This is a genomic window from Williamsia herbipolensis (assembly GCF_036153515.1).
Classification (GTDB): Bacteria; Actinomycetota; Actinomycetes; order Mycobacteriales; family Mycobacteriaceae; genus Williamsia_A; species Williamsia_A herbipolensis.
In genome coordinates, this window is record NZ_CP108021.1 from 3,458,350 (window position 1) to 3,483,342 (window position 24,993).

A 24,993-nucleotide genomic window follows, 5' to 3' on the forward strand; every position below is an offset into this window, starting at 1 on the left:
GTTCTATGTCTATCGGGACTCGGGGAAGGCGGGAAGTGCCTTCTGCCGCAGCCACTTCTGCCACAGCGGCGTGAGCGGGGTGTCGCTGTGGCGGGCGGCGAGGGCCGTGAAGTCGTCGGTGCTCACCGAGCTGTAGCGGTATTCACGCGTCCACTCCTTGAGCAGGGAGAAGAACGCGTCGTCGCCCACCGTGGCCCGCAGCGCGTGCAGCGTCAGCGCGCCGCGCTTGTACACGCGGTCGTCGAACATCTTCTCGGGGCCGGGATCGCCGACCACGATGTCCTTTCTCGACGTCGCGAGCTGCCGATGATGCCGGCGGGCCAGGTTGTCGGCGGTGTCGTCCCCGGCGTACTCGGCCCACAGCCACTCGCTGTAGCAGGCGAACCCCTCGTGCAGCCAGATGTCCTGCCAGCGGGCCAGGGTCAGCGAGTTGCCGAACCATTGGTGGGCGAGTTCGTGGGCGACGAGTCGCTCCGACCCGCCGTTGCCGTCGCAGTGGTTCGCACCGAACGTCGACATCCCCTGGGCCTCGATCGGGATCTCGAGGTTGTCGTCGGTGACGACGACGGTGTACTCGGGGAACGGATACGGCCCGAACATGTCGCAGAACGCCGTCATCATCTGTTCCTGGCGCGCGAAGTCGGAGTCGAAGCCGCTGCGCAGCCGCTCGGGCAACACCGCGTGGATCTTCACCGGTTTGGTCGCCAGGGTCTTCCGCACGTACGGCCCGATGGAGATGGTCGCGAGGTAGGTCGCCATCGGCTCCACCTGCTCGTAGACCCACGTCGTCATCGCGGCCTTGTTGCGCTTGCGCTGCAGGGTCCCGTTGGCGATCGCGTGGTACGGCGACTCGGTGGTGATGGCGATCCGATACGAGGCCTTCGACGACGGATGGTCGTCGCACGGGAACCACGACGCCGCGCCGTTGGGCTGGTTGGCACACAGTGCACCCTCGGTGAGTTCCTCGAAACCGACCTCGCCCCACGGCCCACGGATCGGCTTGGGTGAGCCCGAGTACTTGATCACCACGGTCATCGACGCGCCCGGCGGCGGAGGCGTCGCCGGGGTGATCGACAGTTTGTTGGACCGCTGGCTGTAGCGCGACGCCCGCTTGCCGTTCACCGACACCCGCGACACCGACAGTGACGTCGCGAGGTCGAGCGAGAAGCGTCCGAGGTGGTTGATGGCGGTCGCGGTGATCGTGGCGGTGCCGGTCAGGCGGTTGCTGGCCACCTTGTATTCGAGCTCGAGGTCGTACCGACTGACCCGGTATCCGAGGTTGCCGTTCTTGGGCAGGTAAGGATCGATCCCGTCGGTGGGGTCACCGAGTAACGGACCCCCACCCGAAGAACTGCTGTCCGGCACCAAACCTCCACTCGCACATGTGTGTCGTGCGCCCCCGGCGCCCACGATCGTGAAATGAGGTTACCCGGCCACCTGTGGGGTCCGCTCCGGTAGCGTTCGCCCCGGAGCCGGCGAATCGGACATCAGGAGGAACGGTCATGGGCGCATCGAGAAGTCTCACATCGCTGATCGCACGGGTGATCCTGGGCATCATCTTCATCATGCACGGCTGGCAGAAGCTGCACACGAACGGAATCGCCGCCACGCAAAAGGGATTCGCGGCCATGGACGCGCCGTTCCCCGAGTTCAGCGCCCACTACGCGACGTGGGTCGAGTTCGTCGGCGGCATCCTGCTGATCCTGGGCGTCCTCGTGCCGCTGGTGTCGATCCTGCTCATCATCGACATGATCGGCGCGATCTTCGTCGCCCACGTCGACAAGGGGTTCTGGAACTACGACGGCGGATACGAGTTCCCGCTGGCCCTGATCGCGGCGCTCATCGCCGTCGGCCTGGTCAACACCGGCAGGACCGGGGTCGACGGATACGTCATGAGCCGTCGGGGCCGCGCCAACACCTGATCGTCATGCTTTCTCGCTCCAGGGCGCGATGGGGTTGCCCTGCCAGCGGGTGAAGTCGGGGACCACGTCGCCGCGCATCACCAGCGACGCGGGGCCGACGGTCGCCGCGTCGCCGAGGCCGGCCGCCGGTAGCGCGACGCAGTGCGGTCCGAGCGTGGCACCGTTGCCGAGGGTCACGCGGTCCATGGCCATCACGCGATCGTGGAACAGGTGCGTCTGCACCACGCAGCCGCGCGCGATGGTGGCGCCGTCGCCGAGGGTGACCAGGTCGGCCTCGGGGAGCCAGTAGGTCTCGCACCACACGCCGCGACCGATCTTGGCGCCGAGCAGTCGTAGCCACACGTTGAGGATCGGCGTGCCCGTGGCGGCGTTGGCGAACCACGGGGCCGCGACGGTCTCGACGAACGCGTCCGAGAGCTCGTTGCGCCATACGAAGGAACTCCACAGCGGGTGTTCGCCCACCGCGATCCGGCCCACCACCAGCCATTTCGCCGCGGCCGCGATACAGCACGCGGCGGCCCCGGCGACCAACAGCATCAGGCCGCTGACCAGGCCGGCGAGCCAGAAGTTCGATTGCGAGGCGATGTACTGCAGGCCGATGAGGACGAACAGTCCGAGGCCGAAGGAGATCATCACCGGGATCAACCGCATCGTCTCGACGATCGCGCGCGCGACCTTGAGCTTGCGCGGCGGGTCGAAGGTGCGGCTGGTGTCGGTCTGGGCGACGGCGCGCCGTAGACGGACCGGCGGGCTACCCAGCCAGCTCGATCCCGACTTCGCCTTGTCCGGCGTCGCCGACAGCACCGCGACGAGGCTGTTCTTCGGGACCTTGCGTCCCGGACCGGTCATGCCCGAGTTGCCGAGGAAGGCACGCTTGCCGATCTTCGCCTCGTCGATGTGCATCCAGCCGCCGCCGAGTTCGTAGCTGGCGACCATGGTGTCGTCGGCGAGGAACGCCCCGTCCCCGACCGAGGTGAACTTCGGGATCACCAGAGCGGTGCTGATCTCGGTGCCCGTCCCGATGTCGGCGCCGAGCAACCGGAACCACGCAGGCGTCAGGAGGCTCGCGTACAGCGGGAACAGGTAGGTGCGGGCGGAGTCCATCAACCGTTCGGTGGCCCACACCTGCCAGCCGACCCGCGAGCGCACCGGGTGGTAGCCGACGGACATGCCGATCGACAGCAGGCGCACACCGATCGCGGTGATCGCCGCGAACACGAGCAGGCTCACGACGGTGGCCGCGGGCAGCAACGCCAGCGACCGCAGGGCCACGTCGCGTAGACGGTCGGCGCGCGCCGCCCAGGTGCCGATCACCGCCAGGCCCGCGGCCAGGGCGATCAGCGGGATACCCGCCAACAGGATGGAGCTGACGCCGTACACCGGCACCCACCAGCTGGCACGCGGCGGTCGTTCCGCCGGCCACGGGGTGGTGGCCTTGCCGGTCTTCACCGCCGGCGATCCGGCCCAGTGCTGACGCGCCTTCACCTTGCCGAGGACGGCCGATCCCGGCGCGACGACGGCGTCGCGGCCGATGCGGGTGCCGGGCAGGAGCGTCGAGCGGCTGCCGACGGTGGCGCGTTCGGCGATCTCGATGTCGCCGATGTGGACCACGTCGCCGTCGATCCACCAGCCCGCCAGGTCGACCTCGGGTTCCACCGAGCAGCCCTCGCCGAGCGAGATCATCCCGGTCACCGGGGGAAGTGAGTGCAGATCGACACCGGAGGCGATGTCGGCGCCCAGCGCCCGGGCGAAGTAGATCATCCACGGTGCGCCGGCCAGGTTCGATGCGCCGCTGGCCTCGGTGAGGCGTTCGGCGACCCAGAGCCGCAGGTGCACCGATCCGCCGCGCGGGTAGGTTCCCGGCGTCACCCCCGCGAGCAGCAGACGGCAGCCGACGGTGGCGATCACCATGCGGCCCAACGGGGTGATGAACACGATGAACGCGGCGAGCAGCACCCACCAGTTCACCGAGATGAGCCACGGCACGTCGGTGAACACCGCGGCCACGTTGTTCGCGACACCGAGCCATGTCGCCCACTGCAGACCGGTGAGGGTGGTCAGCGGGATCGACAGCAGGATCTGCGCGATGCCGGTGATGCGCGGTGTCGGCCGCACCTCGCGGGGCTCGGCGACGATGCCGGGGTTGAGGTCGTCGAGCATGCCGGCGAGCGATCCCAGGCGTGGGTGGTCGTAGAGATCGGCGACGGTCACCTCGGGATAGCGCTCCCGCAGTGCGGTCACGAGCTGCGCGGCGGCCAGGGAGCTGCCGCCCTCGCTGAAGAAGTCGGCCTTCTCGTCGACGATGGCCACACCGAGCACCGCGGTCCACAGGTCGGCGACCCACTGTGCGGTCGGACCGAGGTCGGAGCGGTCGGCATCACCGGTCGCGCCGGGCAGTGGCCACGGCAGGGCGTTGCGGTCGACCTTGCCCGAGGTCCGGGTGGGCAACTCGTCGACGAGTGCGAGCCGCGGCACCATCGCCGCGGGGAGTTGCTCGGCGAGGAGGTCGTGCGCCCGCGTCAGGTCGAAGGCGGGATCGGTCGAGGCGAGGTAGCCGACGAGCACCGAGTTGCCCGCGGCGGTCTTGCGCACCGCTGCCGCCGCACCGCCCACACCGGGCAGGTTCTGCAGCGCGGTGTCGATCTCGCCGAGTTCGATACGGCGTCCGCCGACCTTCACCTGGTCGTCGGCACGCCCGGCGAAGATCAGTCCCTCGGCCTCCAGACGGACCAGATCGCCGCTGCGGTAGGCGCGGTCCCAGCCGAGAGTGGGCATGGCCGAGTACTTCTCGGCGTCCTTGGCCGGATCGAGATAGCGGGCCAGCCCGACTCCGCCGATGACGAGTTCGCCGGTCTCGCCCTCGGCGACCGGGTTGCCGGTGGCGTCGACGACCGCGAGATCCCATCCGCGCAGGGGCAGTCCGATGCGCACCGGTCCCTGGCCGGTCAGCGGTGCGGCACACGCGACGACGGTGGCCTCGGTGGGGCCGTAGGTGTTCCACACCTCGCGGCCCGGGACGGCCAGGCGCTCACCGAGTTCCGGTGGGCAGGCCTCGCCACCGAAGATCAGCAGTCGGACCGCCTCGAGGGCCTCGGCGGGCCACAGTGCGGCCAGCGTGGGGACCGTGGAGACCACGGTGATGTCGCGGGCGACCAACCACGGACCGAGGTCCATACCGCTGCGCACCAGGGCTCGGGGCGCGGGCACGAGGCAGCCGCCGTGGCGCCATGCGAGCCACATCTCCTCACACGAGGCGTCGAACGCGACCGACAGACCCGCGAGTACGCGATCGCCCGGACCGATCGGGTCGTCGACGAGGAACATGTCGGCCTCGGCGTCGACGAAGGCCGCGGCGTTGCGGTGGGTGACCGCGACGCCCTTCGGGGTGCCGGTCGACCCCGAGGTGAAGATGATCCAGGCGTCGTCGTCGGGTGTCGGGGCCATCGACGACGCCGACGCCGGCACCTCGACGGTGTCGCGGTTGCGCACCGACGCGGTGCGGTGCAGTCCCGACTTGTCGATGACCGCGGCGACCTGGGCCTCGCCGAACACGAGCTGAGCGCGCTCATCGGGGTCGTCGACATCGACGGGGACGTAGGCGGCACCGGCGGCGAGCGTCGAGAGGATGGCGAGATACAGCTCGCGGGAGCCCGACGGCATCCGGATGCCGACCCGATCGCCGCGCCCGATGTTCTGCTGCGCCATCCACCGGGCGCCGTCGTCGACCGCCTCGATCAGTTCGGCGTAGCCCAGCGACACCTCGCCGTCGTCGATGGCGGGTGCGTCGGGGTGGCGACGGGCGGTCTCGGTGAGGATGTCGATCAGCGTGCGGGCGTCGCCGGCCTGCGACGACAACAGGTACTGCGGCGGGATCGGGTGGGTCACCGACGTCCTTTCCGGCTGTGGTCACGGCCCTGTGGGGCGATGACAGTGTGGCAGCCCCCGGCCGAGGAGATGCGGTGAGGTCGGCCACGCCGACGGCCATGTCGGCGGGCATCTCCGGGCACGATCAGACGACGACCTCGGGCGGTGGGTGTTACGTTCGGTCACAGAGACAAGCGTCACGCAATCCGACGTCACCGTTCGTTCATCGAGCGTCTGCGTCCCGTTCGACTGCACGCGTTCCGACAAGAAGGGGCGGTCGCGTGCGCGTCGAGACCCACCGGAGGAGGCCCCCGTGCCGGTGATCACCCACACCCGCCCCAGCCGCGGATCCAAGCCGATCTGGGTGGGCTCCCGTCTCGTCCTCAAGCCGCTCCTGCGGCTGTGGCCGGTGACCCCCTCGGGGTTGCGGCTGCTCTACCTCATCGACCGTGCCGCGGCCCGCGGCCCCAAGCCGCGCGGCGTGGTGAGCGAGCAGATGGAACTCGCCGGCCGCCCGGTCGAGATGTCGGTGCCCGCGGGACCGAGTCGCCGCGACAGCGACACCGCCCTGCTCTATCTGCACGGCGGCGCGTTCATCACCTGCGGCCTCGCGACCCATCGTGTGGTCGCCGGCCGCATGGCCCGCGTCACCGGTCTCCCGGTGTTCTCCCTCGCCTACCGCCAACTGCCCGAGGCCGGCGTGGGGACGTCGGTGCACGACGCCTACTACGCCTACCGCGAGCTGCTCCTCGAGCGCGGATACCGCCATGTGGTGGTCGCGGGCGACTCCGCCGGGGGATTCCTGGCCGCGAAGATCGGTGAGTACGCCCACCGCGACGGGCTGTCCATGCCCGCGGCCTACGTGGGTTTCTCGCCGCTGCTCGATCTCGACCTCGCGAACAATCCCGATCGCAGCAGCCGCAGCGACGCCTACCTCCCGATGTCGAAGATGGCCGAGCTGACCCCGATGTTCGACCAGGGTCCGATCGGGCTCGACGGTGTCCGCCGCATCGCGGCTCTCTCGCCCCGGTCGATCCCGCCGCTGCTCATCACGTGCGCGCAGGACGAGATGCTCGAACCCGACATCATCGAACTCGTCGAATCCCTCGACGCCGCGGGTGCGACGGCGGTCGCCCACAGCTTCTCCTGGCAGGTGCACGCGTTCCCGGCCATCTCGGGCAAGCATCGTGAGGCGCTCGAGGCGATCGCGTTGGCCGGCGACTTCGTGCGCGAGGCGCTGCAGAGCGCCAAGCAGGGCGACACCTCGGCCGAGAAGATGCACGGCCAGGCCGGTTAGCTCCGCTCGGTCAGGTCGGATGTGGGGCACGCCGTTCGCGGCGGGCCTGGGCTCGGCACTTCGCCGAGCAGTATCGGACGTCGTCCCACTGGCCGCGTGCGGCCCAGCGCTTGCGGTTGTCGAACGGTCGACCGCAGACCTCACAGGCCTTGCTCTCCCGCCAGTCCGCGGAGTCGCCTCGCTGCCTACCCATCGCCCCATTCTGCGCCCACAGTTTCTGGGCCGACGGTTTCCGGGCCGACGGTCGACTCGATGGCCGAGATGCGGCGGAGGTCGTCGAAGCGCACGATGACGGTCCCGTCGGCGCAGCGGAGCTCGTAGCAGTCGGCGTCAGCGCGGTCGAGCACGATGCCCTCGCGGCGGGCGGCGTAGGAGTGGACCGCGAGAACGTGGTCGGTCATCATCCCCGAGCTCAGTCCCGCGGTCAGCGTGCGGTTCACCGACAGGCTCCCCGCCGGCGGCAACGCGAAGTCGGCGTCGTTGCGCAGGATGAACGTCGCCTGGTCGTCGGGGGACTCGCCGAACGACCGGAACCAGACCGGCGCCGGGTCGAGCGACAGGGCCTGGGTGAGCAACACGTACTGCGTGGCGACATCGGTGCGGGCGGGCAGCCCCTGCGCCGCGCGGGCCTCGGCGTCGAGTGGCTGCAGCGCTGTGGTCAGTTCCGCGATCCCGAGTTGCTCGCCGTTGCCGTGGACCGTGTTGGCGATCGCGACCACCGGCTCGGCGAACTGGTTGATGTTGTGCCACCCCCACATCCACGATCCGTCCGCCGAGGTCGACCCGACGAAGCTCGGTGCGAACCGCGCCGGGGGATCGGTGTGGAAGGTGAAGGTCGGAGGTTCGGTGAGATCGCCCTCCCAGGCCACGCCGCCGAACCGTTCGGCGAACAGCACCTGCGACTCGAAGGCCAGCAGGACGATGTGATCGACGAGTTGGGCGACCACGTCACCCTCGACATCGATCCAGAAGTTGGGCTCGAGATCGGCCACCGTTCTCCCCCTCGGTGAATGCGTGTTCGGAACGAACCCTATCGACCCCTCGGACGTCGGGCGCGGGGCTAGCCTGGGAAGCATGACCGCTCAATCCGTCACCGAACTCATCGCGCTCGACGATCTCCTCGACGCCGACGAACGCGAGATCCGCGACACCGTCCGCCGCTTCGGCGAGGAGAAGCTGCGTCCGCACGTGGCCGGCTGGTTCGAGGACGCGAAGCTGCCGGTGCGCGAGCTCGCGGGACAGCTCGGCGAGCTCGGATTGTTCGGGATGCACCTCACCGGCTACGGCTGTGCCGGCTTGTCGGCGACCACCTACGGCCTGGCCTGCCAGGAACTCGAGGCCGTCGACTCGGGTCTGCGCAGCTTCGTCTCCGTCCAGGGCTCGCTGGCCATGTTCGCGCTGCACGCCTTCGGCAGCGACGAGCACAAGGACGAGTGGCTGCCGAAGATGGCCGCGGGCGAGGCCATCGGCTGCTTCGGGCTCACCGAGGCCGACTACGGGTCGAATCCCGGTGGCATGCGCACCAACGCCAAGCGCGACGGCGACGACTGGGTGCTCAACGGGTCGAAGATGTGGATCACCAACGGGTCGGTCGCCGACGTCGCCGTCGTGTGGGCGCGCACCGACCTCGACGAGGGTGCCCGCGGCATCCGCGGATTCGTCATCCCCACCGACACCCCCGGCTTCAGTGCCCCCGAGATCACGAAGAAGATGTCGCTGCGCGCGTCGGTCACGTCCGAGCTCGTTCTCGAGGACGTGCGGCTGCCGGCATCGGCGATGCTGCCGGGCGTGCAGGGACTCAAGGGCCCGCTCAGCTGTCTCAACGAGGCGCGCTTCGGGATCGTGTTCGGTGCGCTCGGCGCCGCCCGCGACTGCCTCGAGACGGCGCTGTCGTACGCCGCCGATCGCGACGTGTTCGACAAGCCGCTCTCGAGCTACCAGCTCACCCAGGCCAAGCTCGCCGACATGGCACTCGAACTCGGCAAGGGTCAGCTCCTCGCGGTGCACCTCGGGCGTCGCAAGGACCGCGGCGAGATCCGCCCCGAGCAGATCAGCGTCGGCAAGCTCAACAACGTGCGCGAGTCGATCAAGATCGCCCGGGAATGCCGAACCATCCTCGGCGCCAACGGCATCACCCTCGAGTACCCGGTGATCCGCCACATCAACAACCTCGAGTCGGTGCTCACCTACGAGGGCACCAGCGAGATGCATCAGCTCACCGTCGGCAAGGCGCTGACCGGGTACGACGCCTTCCGCTGACCGAGTCGGACATGTCGGTTCGTTAGGCTGTCGCGCATGGAACAGGGCATGCGTACGTTCTCCAAGAGCCTGACCGTGCTCGGGTCGATCCTGCTGATCGGCTGCGTCGGCTACCTCATGGTCGGGTGGTTCACCGACGAGCGGTGGGGCTGGGTCGCGATCGGCGTCATCGTGATCGCCGCGAACCTCGGTGTGCTGTTCGTCCAGCTCAAACCCACCCCGAAGCCTCGCGACTGGACCGTCGACGAGGTGCGGACACTGATCGAGCCGGTGCACGGCGAGATGGCCCAGATCCGCACCCTGCGCCGCGCCGACAAGGGTCTGCCGCTGGCCAAGGCGGTCGAACTCGTCGCCCAGGCCCGGATCGGCTCCTAGCGCACGATCTCGTCGGCCACCCATCGCGCGACACCGTCGGGATACGGCGCGGACAGCCCGAGCGTGACGTGGTCGAAGCCCGCGGCGACCGCCTGGGCCACCGCCACCCGGGTGGCGCCGGGGTCGTCATACGACACCCCGAGGTGGATCGACCGGCTGATCGACGCGGGGTCCCGTCCGATCTCGGCGCAGTACCCGTCGAGCACTGCACTCCGCTCGGTCACGTCGTCGATGTCGCCGCCGGGGATGTTCCACATGTCGGCGTGCTGGGCGACCAGACGCAGCACGGCCTTGGAGCGGCCGCCGATCATGATCGGCGGTCCGGGTCGCTGGATCGGCTTCGGGTTCCCGAACGCGCCGGTGACGTCGACGTGGTCACCGTGGAAATCGAACGGTTCGGATTCGGTCCAGAGCTTCCGGATCACCGTCAGCGACTCCTCCAGACCGGTGACCGCGCCGGTGGCGTCGAGGTACGGCAGACCGTGGGCGTCGTACTCGCGTCGCGCCATCGGCACGCTGGGTCGCGAACCGGCCCCGATCCCGAAGATCAGCCTCCCGCCGGACACCACGTCGACCGTCGTCGCGATCTTGGCCAGGATCGCCGGCGGCCGAATCCGGTTGCTGGTCACCAGGAGTCCGAGCCGCAGCCGTGCGGTCTGCGCGGCCATCGCCGACAGCAACGTCCAGCCCTCGAAGATCGGGCCGTCGGGGTCGCCGCCGATCGGCATGAGGTGATCGAAGAGCCACGCGTCGCTGATCTCCTCGACGCCGTCGGCCTCCCGCCACACCCGCACCAGGTCGGCGTAGTCGACGTTCTGTGGGGGAGTGACGATCCCGAAGCGTGTCACCTCAGCGCCGCCGCAGCGAGGCGTCGAGGATCGCCGGCGGGGTGTCGAACTTCTCGTCCGGCGCCAGGTCGACACCGGGGGCGACGATCTCGTCGATGGCGTCGAGAACATCGGCCGACAGTTCGGTGTCACCCGCGGCGAGTTGAGAGGTCAGGTGCTCGAGCGTGCGCGGTCCGATGATCGCGCTGGTCACGCCGGGATGTGCGGTCACGAATCCGAGTGCGAGCTGGATCAGTGTCAGTCCGGCCTCGTCGGCGAGTGCGACGAGCTTCTCGACGGCGTCGAGCTTCGGCTTGTTCGCGGGAGCGTCGGGTCCGAAACGCTCGGGCATGAGCTTTGCGCGGTTCGAGGTGTTCTCCTGCCCCGCGCGGATGGCGCCGGAGAGGAAGCCGCCGGCGAGCGGACTCCACACCAGCACCCCCATCCCGTACTCCTCGGTGACGGGAAGGACGTGGGATTCGATGCCGCGCTGCAGGATCGAGTAGGGCGGTTGCTCGGTGGTGAAGCGACTCAGGTGGTTCTCGCGAGCGGCCCACTGCGCCTGCACGATCCGGTACGCGGGGTAGGTCGACGAGCCGAAGTAGCGGATCTTGCCCGCGCGCTGCAGGTCGGTCAACGCCGAGAGCGTCTCCTCGTCGCTGGTCTGGGGGTCCCAGCGATGGATCTGATAGAGATCCACGTGGTCGACGTCGAGGCGTCGCAGGCTGTTCTCCAGCTCGGCGACGATCCAGCGGCGGGAGCTACCGCGGTGGTTGCGCTCGTCTCCCATCGGGTTGAACACCTTGGTGGCCAACACGATGTCGTCGCGGCGCCCCGCGATGGCCTTGCCGACCATCTCCTCCGACTCGCCCTGGCTGTACATGTCGGCGGTGTCGATGAGATTGATGCCGCCGTCGAGGGCGGCATCGACGATCGCGGTCGCGTCGTCCTGCGTGGTGTGGCCGATGGCGCCGAAGTTCATGGCGCCGAGCGAGAGGGTGCTGACCTGGACGCCGGTGCGGCCGAGAGTGCGGTATTTCATGAGGGCCCCTGATCTGAGCTATCGTGGACGGAAGCGGAACGTGGTTCCGATTCAAAGATACGGAACACTGTTCCGCTTGTCGAGAGGGGATGCTGCCGTGGTCGAGGCCACCCCGTCACCGACGCGGAAACGGGCCGATGCCCGGCGCAACGCCGAGACACTGCTCGATGCCGCTGCGGCCGCATTCGTGACCGGCGGTGTCGCCGTCCCGGTGCGCGAGATCGCCGCCGTCGCCGGCGTGGGCGTGGGCACCATCTACCGCCATTTCCCGACCCGCGCGGACCTGATCGTGGCCGTGTACCGCCACCAGGTCGACGCCTGCGCGGCGGCCGGACCGGAACTGTTGGCGCGCAACGAGTCCGCGCACGACGCACTGGCGCTGTGGATCGATCTCTTCGTCGACTTCCTGGTCACCAAGCACGGCCTCGCCGAGGCACTGCAGTCCACCGACCCCACCTTCGAGGCCCTGCACGCCTACTTCCTCGACAACCTCGTCCCGGTGTGTGCCGACATCCTCGACGCCGCGGCGCGGGCCGGCGAGATCCGGTCCGACGTGCGCCCGATCGATCTGATGCGGGCCGTGGGCAACCTCTGCATCGGTGCCGGGTCGGACACCCGATACGACGCGCGACGCATGGTCGGAGTTCTCGTCGCGGGCCTGCGGGTGCAGCAGAGCCGCTGACGCCCGCCGGCGTGGGTCAGGCGGCGGCCCGCTCCACGGCCAGCAGGCTGTTGGCGTGATGCTCCGCTTCGTAGGCGCGCGCTCCGCCGTTCGCGCCGAACAGGCGTTTGCTCCACACGAGCCAGACCACCGCGGCCACGTTCACCGCGAACAGCAGGACGCGCAGCACGGTGACCTTCTCGGTGAGCTCGTAGATCTCGACGGGCAGGAACACGCTGGTCGCGACGACGGCGAAGTACTCACCCCACCGCTTCATCAGCCACAGTCCGGTCGCCTCGATGAGCTGGGAGACGCCGTAGACAACGATGGCGACCCCGATCCACACAAGCGTGGTGGAGCTCAGGGAGAAGCTCTTCTCGACGAGCCTGATGACCTTCGAGTCGTCGATGTTCCACCCGAGCTGGTTGGCGAGGGGACGCAGCAGCGGCAGCTCGGTGTCGAAGGCGTGGCGGGCCGACTCGCGACTGTCGCGGAAGCGGATGACCGCGCCGCCCGCGATCAGCAGCACGATGGCGCGCAGCAGTCGCTCGACGGCGAGCAGTCGCAGCACCACCCGGTCGCGCGCGGCCTTGCCTCCGGCGATGTCGGGTGCCTCGTCGGCCGGTCCCCGGCCGTGTGGCTCGCCCACCGCGAAGTCACCGCAGCGCAGGCACCGCCAGGCGTCGCCGGCCGCGGTCGTCGCCGTCAGTCGTGATCGCAGCCCGGGGTGGTCGGTGGGCTCGTACGTGGCGTGTCCGTGTCGGCTGCACGCACGCAGTGACCAGTCCATCGATGCCGCCGCCTCCCGTCGGAAGAAATGTGCCCACACCATAAGCGGTCGCTGTGGGAGCGGAGTGACCATGCGATCTTTGTCCGATTCGAGCGAAGGCCGGGTGAATGGACGGCGTTTCACTGGGCTCGAGCGCGCGTCTGAGGCAAGATTCGACGCGGCACGTCGGTTGATGTGCTGTCGACGCAGACCGCTCGTCTGCCCGGGTCGAGGAGACCACCATGACCGGCTTCGACCGCCACGACATCAGCCGTCGGACCCTCTTCAAGGGGGCGGGAGCGCTCGGAGCGGCCGCCGCTGCCGGCGCGGTGAGCAGCAAGAACACCCCGGTCGCGTTCGCCGATCCCACCGCCGGGTCACGCGCGGTGTCGATCGCGGGCACCACCCTCGACACCGTCGGCGTCCCCGCCGCGACCGGACCGAAGTCGTACCGCCGCCTGGTCGCCGGCCCCGCGTGGCCGCTGGTGGTCCGAGGAGAACTGGCCACACCCAAGGCGGGTCGAGACGGTCGACGGACGGGACTCGCGTCGATCGTGCAGACCACCGACGTCCACATCGTCGACGCCGAGAGCCCGGTGCGCGCGGAGTTCGTGCACCAGTACAACGGCTCGGCGTTCCGACCCCACGAAAAGCTCGGTGCCGCGGCGACCATCAACCTGGTGCAGCGGATCAATGATCTCGCGTCGGCCCCGTTCAGTGGGCGCAAGTTCGACTGCGTGGTGTCGACCGGCGACAACACCGACAACCACGAGTTCGTCGAACTCGGGTGGTTCCTCACGCTGTTCAGCGGTGGAACCCTGGCGCAGTCCACCGGTGACCTCACCCGGTACGAGGGCGTGCAGGTGTGGGGTTCCGAGCTGTACTGGCAGCCGGAGTCGGCGGTGAACGACCTGTACAAGCAGAAGGGGTTCCCGCAGATCCCCGGGTTGCTCGCCTCGAGCATCAAGCCCGTCACGAGCCCCGGTCTCGACACCCGCTGGTACAGCGTGTTCGGCAACCACGACGACAGCGTGCAGGGCACCCTGCCGAGTGGGATCGGGGCGCTCGACGCGCTCTACACCGGTTCCATCAAGCCGGATCTGCCGCTGCGTCAGACCGAGGTCGCGCAGATCGCCGATGCCTTCGACAACCGACCGGCCGACGCCGCCCGCATGCTGGCCGCGCAGGCGGTCAGCGGGCCGATCCGCACCATCACCCCCGACCCGCGTCGGCGCCCGTTCACGCCGAGGCAGTACATCGCCGAGCATTTCAAGGACCGCTACACCGGTCCCGGACCGGTCGGTCACGGATTCGCACGGGACGCAGCCGAATCCGGCATCACCTACTACTCGTTCGAGATCGCGCCCGGCGTCGTCGGTATCTCGATGGACACCACCAACCACGCGGGATTCACCGACGGGTCGATCGGGCAGGGCCAGCTCGACTGGATGCAGCGGCTGTTCACCCGCGACCGCACCACCCTGTTCGTGGCGTTCAGCCACCACACGAGCGACACGATGGAGCTGCCGATCCCCGATCCGGAGCGGCCACTCGAACGTCGCGCCACCGGCCCACAACTGATCGACTTCTTCCACCGGTTCCCGAACGTGATCGCGTGGGTCAACGGTCACACCCACACGAACAAGATCACCCCGCACCGCGGATCGACTCCCGCGCAGAGCTTCTGGGAGATCAACACCGCCTCGCACATCGACTTCCCGCAGAACGCCCGAGTGATCGAGGTATGCGACAACGCCGACGGCACCCTGTCGCTGTTCTGCACCCTCATCGAATCGGCCGCGCCCTACTCGGTCGACTACTCCGACCACTCGGTGACGGGGTTGGGCTCGATGTACCGCGAATTCTCCTACAACGACACCGGTTACGAGGCCAAGCGTCTCGGCACCTCGGTCGACCACAACGTGGAACTGCTGCTCCCCAAGCCTTTCTGACCGTCGACGCGGCGAAACTCTGCACGGAGCGGGTCGGCATGGACCATACGTCCACGCCGGGTCCCTGCCTGCAGACTTTCGCCGTCTGCCGCTGAGATCCCTCATCCAGGAGCCGGGACCACACCCAGCGCGACCACGGCGACGATCCCGACCACCCCGCCGATCTGCCGGGCGACCGACATCACACCGGAGGCCAGGCCGGCGGCGCCGGGTGGGACATCAGAGGTCGCCAGCGAGACGGTGGGCATGGTGAGCACGCCTGTGCCGCATGCCCACACGAGCGTCGCGCCGACAAGGACCGCTCCGGCGCAGTCGTCGTTCATCGACATCGCCAGCGTCGCGGCCCCGACCGCTGCCATGATCGTTCCCGCCCTCAGCACGCGTTGGGTACCCCACCGGGTGAGAAGTCGAGGCGACGCAACCGCGCCGAGCGCGAGGACGACGCTCATCGGAAGCAACAGCGAACCCGTCTCCAGTGGGGTGCGCCCCTGCGTGTTCTGGAGAAAGAGCGACAGGCAATAGAGGGCCGCGGTCATCGCTGCCCCGAGTGCCGTCATCGCCAGGTTGGCGAGCACGATGCGACGCCGCAGCACCGCCCGCCACGGGTATGCGGTCGTCGGAGGCGTCTCGTCGGAGCTCGCGACCGCGGACAGGGCTGCGGCGAAGGCGAACAGCGCCACGCCGACAGGCACGTTCGTGAAGAACACCCATCGCCAACCGAATTCGGACGTGATGATGCCACCGACGACGAGGCCACCGGCGCCGGCCACGGCGGAGGTGGCGCTCCACGCGGAGAGTGCCCGGGAACGCGCGGGGCCGGTGAACGTCGTGGTCAGCAGGCTGAGGCTGGTGGGTGCGACCGCGGCCGCCCCGATTCCCTGCGCGATGCGCGCGGTGAGCAGCATTCCACCGTTCGGCGCGAGGCCGGCGCACAGACTCGCGAGGGTGAACACCGCGACACCGGCGATGAAGACCCGTCGGTGTCCCAGTCGGTCGGCGGCACGGGAGGCGGGGAGGAGCAGACCACCGAAGGCGAGCAGGTAGCCGTTGACCACCCAGCTCTGCGATGTCGGCGACAGCTCCATGTCGGATCGGATGGCGGGCAGGGCGACGGTCACGATCAGCCCGTCGATCACCACGAGCAATTGGCCGACGCACGCGACCGCGAGCGTCATGCGGGAGGTGGAGGCGCGAGCAGCTAGGTAAACAATGTTCACCTAGCCGAAGGTAAACGGATCCTCCACCGGCGTCAACGGCGGACGTAGTGTTTCAGGCGATGGCCGTGCAGAGACTCAATCGTGATCGCCTGGTGGCGATCGCGCACGGCTATGTCGCCGAGAACGGTCTCGACGCCCTCACCGTCCGGCGGCTGGCGGCCGCGGCGGACGTGACACCGGGCGCGCTGTACAAGCACTTCCGGGACAAACGCGATCTGCAACGTGCACTGGCCGACTCCGTCTACGCGACCATTGATCTCGATGGTCTCGGGCTCGACTCTCCACAAGCCGATCAGATCATCGAGTGTTGTGCGCGAATGCGTCAGGCAATGCTGGGGTTCCGCGATGGCGGACGGATCGTGGCGGGCTCATATGCGCCGTTCGCCGCGACAGTCGCGATCTCGACGACGCTGCGTAAGCTGTTGGCGCCCCTCGTCATCGCGCCGTTCGACGCCGGCGACATCGCCTTCGCGTTGCGCAACTTCACCCTCGGCTTCGTGATCGAGGAGCAGGCCTACCTCGCGTTGACCGCGTCCGGCGAGTGGGACGGACTCGTCGCCAAAGTCCGTGCGGGTAGCCCGTCGACGTCGCACTCGGGATCTGATGGCGTCGCCATCCTCTCCGGAGATCGTGATGCGCGGTTCCGTGCCGGTCTCGCGGCGATTCTCACCGGAACGGTCGAGTGAGTCTGCGGGCGGAGCGGTCGCGGACGCTTCGCGTCGCGGCAGCCCAACCGCACACAGTGCTGGACGATGTCGCGGCGAACGCCCACGCGCACGCACGGGCAATTCGAGAATGTCGGGCGCGCCTGGTGGTGTTCCCGGAGTTGTCGCTGACCGGGTACTCGATGGACGCACCAGTCGTGAGCCCGGGCGATGCTGCACTCGAACCGCTCATCGAGGCGTGCGCAGTCGCTGATTCGGTCGCGCTTGTCGGTGCTGCGGTTCACCACGGCGACGGCCGCACCATCGGGGTCATCGCTGTCGATTCCGGTGGCGCACGGGTCGTCTACCGGAAGATGTCCCTCGGTGGGCCGGAACTCGGGGCCTACCGACGTGGGATGTCGCCCGGTGTCATCGAGGTCGACGGGTGGCGAGTCGGTCTCGGTGTCTGCAAGGACACGCGCATGCCCGAGCATCTCGACCTGACGGCCGCACTCGGGATGGATGTCTATGCGGCAGGTCTGGTGCATGCCCCACATGAGATCGGAGCGTTCGACGAGCGGGCACGCGCGATCATCGAGCGGTTCGGGGTTCCGGTGGTGTTCGCGGGATTCGCCGGCCCGTCCGGCGGTGGGTACAGGGAGACCTCGGGCGGATCGGGGATCTGGGTCCGTCGGGGCGAACCTGTCGCGAAGGCCGGTGTGACACCGGGGGAGTTCGCGGTCGCGGACCTCGAGCGCCAGGCATCCCCGGACCCCGAGTAGCAGGCGGCCGACACCTGGCCCCCTACACGAGCAGCAGCACCGCGGCGACCACCATGGCGACGGCGGTGAGGCCGTGGATGGCCAGCGCGGAGGTGGTGGATCCGCGATTGCTCAGGACGATCGCGGCGTCCCCGGTGGGGATGATGGCGAGCACCAGCATCAGCCACCCGAGCTGGGCCGGAGCGAGGAAGATCCACACGATCGGGGCGATCCCGCTGGTCACGTCGCGGATGCCCTTGACCTGCCACCACCCGCGGGCGTCCTCGCTCGGGTAGGTCCGCAGGCCGAATCCTGCCGCGTTCTTCTCGTTCTTCGTCAGGTAGGCCAGGCCGATACCGATGATGCCGAGTGCACCGATCCAGGTGAGGGCGAGTCCGATGAGGTGTGCCACGACGGGTCCTATCCACGGTTGGAGATCTATCGGTGATAGATCGTTGCTAGGAAAGCTATCACTGTTAGATTCAGTTAGTGGCACGACAGGACAGAAAGATTCGGGAGCGCGCCGAACGGGAAGCCCGCATCATCGAATGCGCGGCCGACATCGCCGAGCGCGAGGGGTGGGCCGCGGTCACCACGCGCCGCCTGGCCGACGAGATCGAATACAGCCCTCCGGTCCTCTACGGGCATTTTCCCAGCGGTCGCGCCGGCATCGTCGACGCGGTCGCGGTCCGTGGATTCGCGCAGATGGCACAGATGTTGGCCGCCGAACCCGACGCCGGACTCGATCGACGGCGCGGGGTGATCGAGCGCTACCTCGAATTCGCCGCCACGAACCCCGCGACCTACACGGCGATGTTCTCGATGCCGATCCTTGCCGAATTCGCCACCACCACAACACCGCCGGAGCTCCTCGATGCGTTCGCGACCATCGCCGACGTGGTGGGGGACGGCCCGTCGCGCGACGCGCGGGCCGAGGTCCTGTGGAGCGCACTGCACGGTCTCGCGACGCTCGCGCGCGACGGCCGCCTCCCGTCCGACACCCGCGATGCGCGCGTCGACGCGCTTGTCTCGATGCTCGGCTGAACGTGTGCGCGCAGATGCACCGTTGACTTAATGACCGAGTAGTCATTAGTGTCATCGGCATGACCACACGCGACATCCGAAACCGGACGATGATCCCGATCATCGGCACCCTGGTGCGTGCCTACGTCGTGATCGCGGTCCTGACCGTGGTCGCGCTGGCGATCCTGTCGGCGGTGGCGCCCGATCAGGCCCCTCGGGACGCGTGGGTCCACGCGGTCGTCGTCGTCGTGTTCGCCGCGCTGCTGCCGCTGCGACTGCGGTCGGCACAGCGGGGAAGCGTGGCGGCCCTGCGCGCCGTCGGGATCATCGCGGCGGTGCTGTTCCTGGCCAACGTCATCGAGGCGATGATCCCGGACTTCGCCCCGGGATGGATGCGCATCGAGATGATCGTGATCGCGCTGGTGATGCTCGGGATCATCGGATCCGTTGTGCGGGAACGCGTGTGACGGTCACTCCCACCCCACGTCGACGCCTGAGCCCCGACGCGCGCAAGGAGCAACTCGAGCGCGCGGCGATCGACCTGATCGGCCGCGACGGCCTGCCCGCGACGACCGCAGAGGCGATCGCGGAGGAGGCCGGGGTGTCGAAGGGTCTGCTGTGGCGGTACTACGAGAACCTCGACGCACTGCTGGTGGCCGGCGCGCGTCGCGCCTTCGTCGCCCTCGAGAAGGCGGTGTCGGTCGATGTCGATCTCGACGCCCCCGCGGCGACACTGTTCACCACGGCCATCCACCGCGCCGCCGGTCTGCCGACCACCCACCCCGCCGAACTGCGGACCGTTCGCCAGGTCGGTGCGGCCTTCGCGACGGCCGATGGCGACCCTGCCGAGCGAGCCGCCGAATACGCTGCGCTCCACCGCCGTCAGGCCGAGCTGCTGCGACGCTGTCAGGAACGCGGCGACATCCGGCCCGACCTCGATGTCGCCCTGCTCGCGGTCACCTATCAGGGCATGGTCGACACCATGCTCGACCACCTCGACGCCGACCCGACCCTCGACCCCGATACGTACGCCGACCACGTCACGGAGGTGTTCCTCGGTGGCGTTCGCGCTCCGCTTGCGTAGTCGCGCTCCGCTTGTACGTGGAGCGCGACCGGAGAAGTGGAGCGTGACGTCAGACGGTGACGTCGGCGGGTTGTTGATCGGCGAACTGGGTGCGGTAGAGCTCGGAGTAGCGACCACCCGACGCCAACAGGGTGAGGTGGGTACCGCGCTCGATGACGCGCCCGTCCTCGAGGACGAGGATCTGTTGCGCGGCGCGGACGGTGGACAGCCGGTGGGCGATCACGATCGACGTCCGGTCGACCAGGGCCTCCGAGAGCGCCTCCTGTACAGCGGCTTCCGACGTCGAATCGAGGTGGGCGGTCGCCTCGTCGAGGATCACCACGGCCGGTTCGGCCAGCAGTAGTCGTGCGATCGTGAGCCGCTGACGTTCACCACCGGAGAGCCGGTACCCGCGTTCGCCGACGACGGTGTCGAGCTGGTCGGGCAACGACCGCACCAACTCCTCGAGCCGGGCGCGCCGCAGGGCGGCCCAGATGTCGTCCTCGGTGGCGTCGGGAGCGGCGAGCATCAGATTGGAGCGCACGGTGTCGTGGAACAGGTGTCCGTCCTGCGTGACGAGACCGACCGCGCGATGCAGCGACGCCGACGTCACGTCACGCACGTCGATGTCGTTGACCGTGACGGCGCCGGAGTCGACGTCGTAGAGCCGTGTGGCGAGCTGGGCGATGGTCGACTTACCGGCGCCGGAGCTGCCGACGAGGGCGACCATCGAACCGGCGGGTACCTCGAACGAGACATCGTGGATCACCTCGACGCCGCCGCGGTTGTCCAGTTGCGCAACCTCTTCCAGCGACGCCAGCGACACCTTGTCGGCCGACGGGTAGGCGAACCGGACGCCGTCGAAACGCATCGACACCGGTCCGCGGGGCAACTCGCGCGCGTCGGGCTTGTCGGCGATGAGGGGTACGAGATCGGTCACCTCGAAGACGCGCTCGAAACTGACCAGGGCGCTCATGATCTCGACACGGGCGTTGGCCAGCGCCGTGAGCGGCGCGTACATCCGTGTCAGCAGCAGGGCGAGTGACACCACCGATCCGGCGTTCAGGTGTCCGTGCACGGCGAGATAGCCGCCGACGCCATAGACCAGCGCGAGCGCCAGCGCCGACACGAGCGTCAGCATGGTGACGAAGACGGCCTGCAGCACCGCGCGCCGCACCCCGATACCGCGCACATTGGCTGCGCGGGCGGCGAATTCGCGCGACTCCTCGTCGGGGCGGCCGAACAGCTTCACGAGGGTGGCGCCGGGCGCGGAGAAGCGCTCGGTCATCTGGGTCGACATCATCGCGTTGTATTCGGCGGCCTCGCGCGACAGTGCCGCCATCCGCGCACCCATGCGTCGGGCGGGGACCACGAACAGTGGCAACAACACCAACGCCAACAGGGTGATCTGCCACGAGATGAACAGCATGACGGTCATGGTCAGGATGAGCGTCACGAGGTTCGACACCACGCCTGAGAGCGTGTCGCTGAACGCGCGCTGCGCGCCGATCACGTCGTTGTTCAGGCGGCTGACCAGCGCTCCGGTGCGGGTCCGCATGAAGAACGCGATCGGCATCGTCTGCACGTGGTCGAACACCGTGCGCCGCAGATCGAGGATCAGGCCCTCGCCGATCGTCGCCGACAACCACCGCACGAGCAGTCCGACACCCGCCTCCACCAGCGCGATGACGGCGATCGCGATCGACAGCCACACGATCACCGACGTGTGGCCGTTGCCCGTGATCTGGTTGACGACACGGCCGGCGAGCAGTGGGGTGGCGACGGTGAGAATCGCGGTCGCGATGCTCAACACGAGGAAGACGGCGATGCGGGTGCGGTGCGGACGGGCGAACCGACCGATCCGTCGCATGGTGCGACGCCGCTCCTCCTTCGGCAGTCGCGACTTCTTCTCCGACCGCGACATCGAGCGGTACAGCGAGTTGTACGCGACGGATTCCATGGACATCATCCGAGCGTAAGACATCAACCAATGTTCAGGTCAACGGAAGCCTGCCCCGTTCGCGCTCAGAGGAATCCGACGGGCTTCCTCCCGGCCCCGACGGCCGGTGTGGGGTCGGTACCGATGCCCCGGGCCAGCAGTTCGGCGTAGACGTCGCGGAAGTCGGTGGTGACCTTGAGATCGCCGACGTCGAGATCGGTGAGACTCGGTTCGTCGCCGTAGAAGCCACCGCGTACCGGGGCGCCGGCGACGAACACCGGGCCCGCGGTGCCGTGGTCGGTGCCCTCGGAGGCGTTCGCCCGCACCCGTCGGCCGAACTCGGAGTACGCCATCACCACCACGTCACGCCCGCGCGGATCGGTGCGCATGTCGGCCAGGAATCCCGACAGTGCGGCATCGAGCTCGCCGAGCAGCTTCTGCTGCGTGCCGCGTTCGTCGGCGTGGGTGTCGAACCCGCCCAGCTGCACCGAGTACACGCGGGTCGCGACCCCGGCCTTCACGCACCGGCCGACGACGGCGAGCTGATCGGCGAGCGACTGACCCCCGTGGCCACGCCCGCCCGTCCCGCCGCGCGACGACGAGCCGCCCAGCAGCGGGGAGAAGGTGCCCGAGGCGACCTTCTCGGCCGCGTACGACGCACACACCATCGACTCGGCCGCAGAATCCGATGCCGACCGTGCGCCGAGAGCCGCCAGGGTCGCGACCGACGCCGCGGCCAGCGGGGTCCCCGAGGTGTTGAGGGCCGCGGCGGTGGCGCGCTCACCGACGGCCAACGACGGCAGCACCGACCCCACGTTCACCGCCCGCAGAGGGTCGTCGCCCGTCGCGTCGAGCCACCGGCCGATCCACCCCGTGTGCACGGGTTCCGAGGGCGACGCGGTCTGCCAGATGTCCATGGACCGGAAGTGGCTGTGATCGGGCTTCGGGTAGCCGACACCACGCACGATCGCGAGCGACCCCGCACCCCACAGGTCGTGCAACCCCGTCATCGCGGGATTGAGGCCGAGCTGTCCATCGAGATGGAGGACATCGTCCTCGGCGTAGGCGAGCTCGGGCCGGGCGTCGTGATAGGCGTTGTCGGAGTAGGGGATGACCGTGTTGATGCCGTCGTTGCCGCCGTAGAGCGTGACGATCACGACCACCCCGTCGCCGTCCGCGCGCGGATGCTCCACGGCCGTCGCGGTCAGCTCCTCGACCGACCACGCGGTCGCGCCACCCGCGACGCCGAGCGCGGCCACCACCGACGAGCCGATGAGAAATCTCCGTCGATCGACCTGCATCCGTGGGCCTTTCATGCGGTGAGGTATTCGGGACTGTTGAGGCCGATCGCGGTCAGCGCGGGAGGGTGACCGACGGCGGTCCGCAGCACCGACGCGGTCCGGTCCGACCATCTCCCGACCCCGAGCAGGTGTCCCAGGGCGTCGATCCGGTCGCGCGGTGCGGCGTCGATGACCACCGCCGGTGTCGCGTGTGCGGCGAATCGGGTCGCCACGGCGAAGCGGGTCTCGGCGCCGGCCGTCGAGAGCCACGCCTGCCCCGCGGGCCATCCTCCGACGCTCGGGGGGAAGAACGGCAACTGCCCGAGGGTGCGCAGCGCGGAGGTCATCATCGTGATCTGCTGCGGCGTCACCTGCGGGGTGAGGGCGCGCGCGAGCCCGACCATCCACTCGACGGGGGACATCACGATCGACGTGCCGGATGTGGTGAACGCGGGATCGGTCACGATGGCCGTGACCAGGGCACGCAGGTCGCGTCGGGGGCCGTAGGCGTCGGTGAGGCGGCGCAGCGTGTCGGGCGGCGGCGGGGCATCACTCGCGAGCTGTCGCCACATGCTCGTCGCGACGTACCCCGACGACGCCGGGTGGCCGAGCACGGCGTCGCAGAACGACGACGCGTCGAGGTCGCCGGTGACGCCGAGCACCGTCTTCGTGCCGGTGTCGTGCGCGCGGGTCCGCAGGGCCGTGGCCCCATCGGTGGTGGTGCGCCACCCGGTGAGCGCCCGGGCGCCCTCACGGACGTCGGTCTCGGTGTAGCCGTTGCCGTGGCCGAGGGCGAACAACTCCATGAACTCGCGCGCCAGGTTCTCGTTGGGGGCCGACTTCGTGTTCTGTGCACCGTCGAGCCACCGCAGCATCGCCGCGTCGGTGAGCATCGCGTACGCGAGCGGCCGGAACTCGCCCAGCCCCATCGACCGCAGCTTCTCGTTCTGCGCCAGCATCGCCGAGGCGTCGCGCACCTTCTGCGCCGAGGTCGCGAAGTGGTTGTGCCACACGAACGTGAGTTTCTCGGGGGCGGGATTGTGCACCGACACCATCCGGCGCAGCCACCACGCGGTGAGTTCCGTCTGCTGATCGGAGCGCTCGGAATTCACCTTCTTGCGCATCGCGGCCGAGACCGCTCGCCCCGGCGCGGCGATCGCATCGAGGCGGGGCGCGGGGGTGGCGATCGCCCCCGGGTCGGCCGCCGGCGGGGCGGCCAACACATCGGCGACCCATCGGTGTACTCCCCGGGCGACGGCCGCGTCGACCTCTTTGCCGGTCGCGCCGAAACCGAGTCGACGCACCACGCGCGCGGCGCTCACCCAAGCTGTGGTGTCGGTCATGCGGCCAGTCTGTGGTCGCGCCGAACGAATCGGGAAGGCTCGCGGCCCGACCTTAAGAAGGTCTTCAGCTCCGCGGTCTCCTCCGTCCCTAGCGTGGTCGGCATGACAGATCCACACGACCCGCACCAGCCGGAACAGCAGCCGCCGACCGAGAGGTTCGACGCGCCCGCGCCGCCGGCGTTCCCACCACCAGCCGGGACGCCGCCGTCCGCGCAACAGCCGCCGCAGCGGGCCTCCTGGTTCTCGGGGACGCGTCGGGCCGCGATCGTGACCGGTGTCGTCGGACTGGTGGTCGGCGGTGTGATCGGCGGCAGCATCGGGTGGGCGGCGACCGGCAACGACGACTCCGCGCACACGAACTCGGCGTATTCACGTCAGATGTCGAACGGTGAGGGTGGCGAGAACCAGACCGCACCGGCCAAGCGGCACGCCCGCGGCGCGGTGGCGGGGACCATCACCGCCATCAACGGGTCGTCGTGGACGATCTCGGGCCGCGGCGGACGCACGTGGGAGGTGACCATCGGGCAGAACACGACATTCGGTACGGCGAAGGCGCCTGCGCAGCAGGCGGACTTCCACGTCGGCGACCGCGTCGCGGTCGTGGGCAAGGCGTCCGGGGGCGAGGACGACTCGGGCACCATCGACGCCACCCGCATCGCCAAGAGGAATGTCCCCGCGGCGTCGTCGACCGCACCGAGCGCCTCGGCGACACCGGGCGCGACGAGCCAACCGAGCTGACGGCCGCACCGACCGGG

24 protein-coding genes are annotated in these 24,993 nt (G+C 69.1%); 12 read left to right on the forward strand and 12 right to left on the reverse strand.

The window, feature by feature from the left end; genetic code table 11:
* Positions 1–9: 9 nt before the first annotated feature.
* Entirely contained in the window at positions 10–1,365 is a 1,356-nt protein-coding gene (locus OG579_RS15860; RefSeq protein ID WP_328856721.1) for a M1 family metallopeptidase, read from the reverse strand.
* A 137-nt stretch (positions 1,366–1,502) separates the two neighbouring features.
* Between OG579_RS15860 and OG579_RS15865 the strand changes: the two genes are divergently transcribed.
* Positions 1,503–1,922, forward strand: a complete 420-nt coding sequence (locus OG579_RS15865) for a DoxX family protein (RefSeq protein WP_045821603.1) — start codon at positions 1,503–1,505, stop codon at positions 1,920–1,922.
* A 3-nt stretch (positions 1,923–1,925) separates the two neighbouring features.
* Here OG579_RS15865 and OG579_RS15870 read toward each other — a convergent pair whose 3' ends face one another.
* On the reverse strand, positions 1,926–5,807 hold the full coding sequence (locus tag OG579_RS15870) for a Pls/PosA family non-ribosomal peptide synthetase (protein ID WP_328856722.1): 3,882 nt from the start codon (positions 5,805–5,807) through the stop codon (positions 1,926–1,928).
* 292 nt (positions 5,808–6,099) lie between these two features.
* Between OG579_RS15870 and OG579_RS15875 the strand changes: the two genes are divergently transcribed.
* Positions 6,100–7,083, forward strand: a complete 984-nt coding sequence (locus OG579_RS15875; RefSeq protein WP_328856723.1) for an alpha/beta hydrolase — start codon at positions 6,100–6,102, stop codon at positions 7,081–7,083.
* A 10-nt stretch (positions 7,084–7,093) separates the two neighbouring features.
* Here OG579_RS15875 and OG579_RS15880 read toward each other — a convergent pair whose 3' ends face one another.
* On the reverse strand, positions 7,094–7,276 hold the full coding sequence (locus tag OG579_RS15880) for a DUF2256 domain-containing protein (protein WP_328856724.1): 183 nt from the start codon (positions 7,274–7,276) through the stop codon (positions 7,094–7,096).
* Positions 7,269–8,075, reverse strand: coding sequence for a DUF6882 domain-containing protein (locus OG579_RS15885; RefSeq protein ID WP_328856725.1), 807 nt, complete (start codon positions 8,073–8,075; stop codon positions 7,269–7,271). The genes OG579_RS15880 and OG579_RS15885 overlap by 8 nt, the downstream gene beginning before the upstream one ends.
* Positions 8,076–8,157: 82 nt before the next feature.
* On the opposite strand from OG579_RS15885, the gene OG579_RS15890 reads away from it, so the two are divergent.
* Positions 8,158–9,342 carry an acyl-CoA dehydrogenase family protein gene (locus OG579_RS15890; RefSeq protein WP_328856726.1) on the forward strand — a complete coding sequence of 395 codons (1,185 nt, stop codon included), beginning with the start codon at positions 8,158–8,160 and terminating at the stop codon, positions 9,340–9,342.
* A gap of 36 nt (positions 9,343–9,378) precedes the next feature.
* Positions 9,379–9,717 (forward strand): hypothetical protein, encoded by a 339-nt coding sequence (locus tag OG579_RS15895; protein WP_328856727.1) that lies wholly within the window; start codon positions 9,379–9,381, stop codon positions 9,715–9,717.
* Here OG579_RS15895 and OG579_RS15900 read toward each other — a convergent pair.
* The gene (locus tag OG579_RS15900) at positions 9,714–10,565 is read right to left on the reverse strand and encodes an LLM class flavin-dependent oxidoreductase (protein ID WP_328856728.1); all 852 of its coding nucleotides are present in this window, start codon (positions 10,563–10,565) and stop codon (positions 9,714–9,716) included. The genes OG579_RS15895 and OG579_RS15900 overlap by 4 nt on opposite strands.
* Before the next feature lies 1 nt (position 10,566).
* Positions 10,567–11,586, reverse strand: coding sequence for an aldo/keto reductase (locus OG579_RS15905; protein ID WP_328856729.1), 1,020 nt, complete (start codon positions 11,584–11,586; stop codon positions 10,567–10,569).
* 97 nt (positions 11,587–11,683) lie between these two features.
* Here OG579_RS15905 and OG579_RS15910 point away from each other — a divergent pair, with 97 nt between their 5' ends.
* The gene (locus OG579_RS15910) at positions 11,684–12,268 is read left to right on the forward strand and encodes a TetR/AcrR family transcriptional regulator (protein ID WP_328856730.1); all 585 of its coding nucleotides are present in this window, start codon (positions 11,684–11,686) and stop codon (positions 12,266–12,268) included.
* Positions 12,269–12,284: 16 nt separating this feature from the next.
* Here the strand turns inward: OG579_RS15910 and OG579_RS15915 are convergent, their stop codons facing one another.
* Complete coding sequence (locus OG579_RS15915; RefSeq protein ID WP_328859269.1) at positions 12,285–13,037, reverse strand: DUF2127 domain-containing protein; 753 nt, start codon at positions 13,035–13,037, stop codon at positions 12,285–12,287.
* Between the two features lie 221 nt (positions 13,038–13,258).
* On the opposite strand from OG579_RS15915, the gene OG579_RS15920 reads away from it, so the two are divergent.
* Positions 13,259–14,968, forward strand: coding sequence for a TIGR03767 family metallophosphoesterase (locus OG579_RS15920; RefSeq protein WP_328856731.1), 1,710 nt, complete (start codon positions 13,259–13,261; stop codon positions 14,966–14,968).
* Positions 14,969–15,069: 101 nt separating this feature from the next.
* Here the strand turns inward: OG579_RS15920 and OG579_RS15925 are convergent, their stop codons facing one another.
* On the reverse strand, positions 15,070–16,185 hold the full coding sequence (locus OG579_RS15925) for an MFS transporter (protein ID WP_328856732.1): 1,116 nt from the start codon (positions 16,183–16,185) through the stop codon (positions 15,070–15,072).
* A 59-nt stretch (positions 16,186–16,244) separates the two neighbouring features.
* Between OG579_RS15925 and OG579_RS15930 the strand changes: the two genes are divergently transcribed.
* Positions 16,245–16,871, forward strand: a complete 627-nt coding sequence (locus OG579_RS15930; protein WP_328856733.1) for a TetR family transcriptional regulator — start codon at positions 16,245–16,247, stop codon at positions 16,869–16,871.
* On the forward strand, positions 16,868–17,611 hold the full coding sequence (locus OG579_RS15935; RefSeq protein WP_328856734.1) for a carbon-nitrogen hydrolase family protein: 744 nt from the start codon (positions 16,868–16,870) through the stop codon (positions 17,609–17,611). The genes OG579_RS15930 and OG579_RS15935 overlap by 4 nt, the downstream gene beginning before the upstream one ends.
* 22 nt (positions 17,612–17,633) lie before the next feature.
* Here OG579_RS15935 and OG579_RS15940 read toward each other — a convergent pair whose 3' ends face one another.
* Positions 17,634–18,002, reverse strand: coding sequence for a DUF4267 domain-containing protein (locus OG579_RS15940; RefSeq protein WP_328856735.1), 369 nt, complete (start codon positions 18,000–18,002; stop codon positions 17,634–17,636).
* Positions 18,003–18,079: 77 nt separating this feature from the next.
* Here OG579_RS15940 and OG579_RS15945 point away from each other — a divergent pair, with 77 nt between their 5' ends.
* From OG579_RS15945 to OG579_RS15955, 3 genes are read left to right on the forward strand one after another with little or no spacing between them, the layout of a single operon-like run.
* The gene (locus tag OG579_RS15945) at positions 18,080–18,634 is read left to right on the forward strand and encodes a TetR/AcrR family transcriptional regulator (protein WP_328856736.1); all 555 of its coding nucleotides are present in this window, start codon (positions 18,080–18,082) and stop codon (positions 18,632–18,634) included.
* 59 nt (positions 18,635–18,693) lie between these two features.
* Positions 18,694–19,080: a hypothetical protein gene (locus OG579_RS15950; protein WP_328856737.1), complete on the forward strand. Its 387-nt coding sequence runs from the start codon at positions 18,694–18,696 to the stop codon at positions 19,078–19,080.
* Complete coding sequence (locus OG579_RS15955) at positions 19,077–19,697, forward strand: TetR/AcrR family transcriptional regulator (RefSeq protein ID WP_328856738.1); 621 nt, start codon at positions 19,077–19,079, stop codon at positions 19,695–19,697. The genes OG579_RS15950 and OG579_RS15955 overlap by 4 nt, the downstream gene beginning before the upstream one ends.
* 49 nt (positions 19,698–19,746) lie before the next feature.
* On the opposite strand, the gene OG579_RS15960 is transcribed toward OG579_RS15955, so the two are convergent.
* The 3 genes from OG579_RS15960 to OG579_RS15970 form a co-directional block, all read right to left on the reverse strand.
* On the reverse strand, positions 19,747–21,636 hold the full coding sequence (locus tag OG579_RS15960) for an ABC transporter ATP-binding protein (protein ID WP_408068827.1): 1,890 nt from the start codon (positions 21,634–21,636) through the stop codon (positions 19,747–19,749).
* A 65-nt stretch (positions 21,637–21,701) separates the two neighbouring features.
* The gene (locus OG579_RS15965; RefSeq protein WP_408068689.1) at positions 21,702–22,916 is read right to left on the reverse strand and encodes a DUF1501 domain-containing protein; all 1,215 of its coding nucleotides are present in this window, start codon (positions 22,914–22,916) and stop codon (positions 21,702–21,704) included.
* Between the two features lie 11 nt (positions 22,917–22,927).
* The gene (locus tag OG579_RS15970) at positions 22,928–24,238 is read right to left on the reverse strand and encodes a DUF1800 domain-containing protein (RefSeq protein ID WP_328856741.1); all 1,311 of its coding nucleotides are present in this window, start codon (positions 24,236–24,238) and stop codon (positions 22,928–22,930) included.
* A 102-nt stretch (positions 24,239–24,340) separates the two neighbouring features.
* Between OG579_RS15970 and OG579_RS15975 the strand changes: the two genes are divergently transcribed.
* Positions 24,341–24,976, forward strand: coding sequence for a DUF5666 domain-containing protein (locus tag OG579_RS15975; RefSeq protein ID WP_328856742.1), 636 nt, complete (start codon positions 24,341–24,343; stop codon positions 24,974–24,976).
* Positions 24,977–24,993 lie beyond the last annotated feature (17 nt).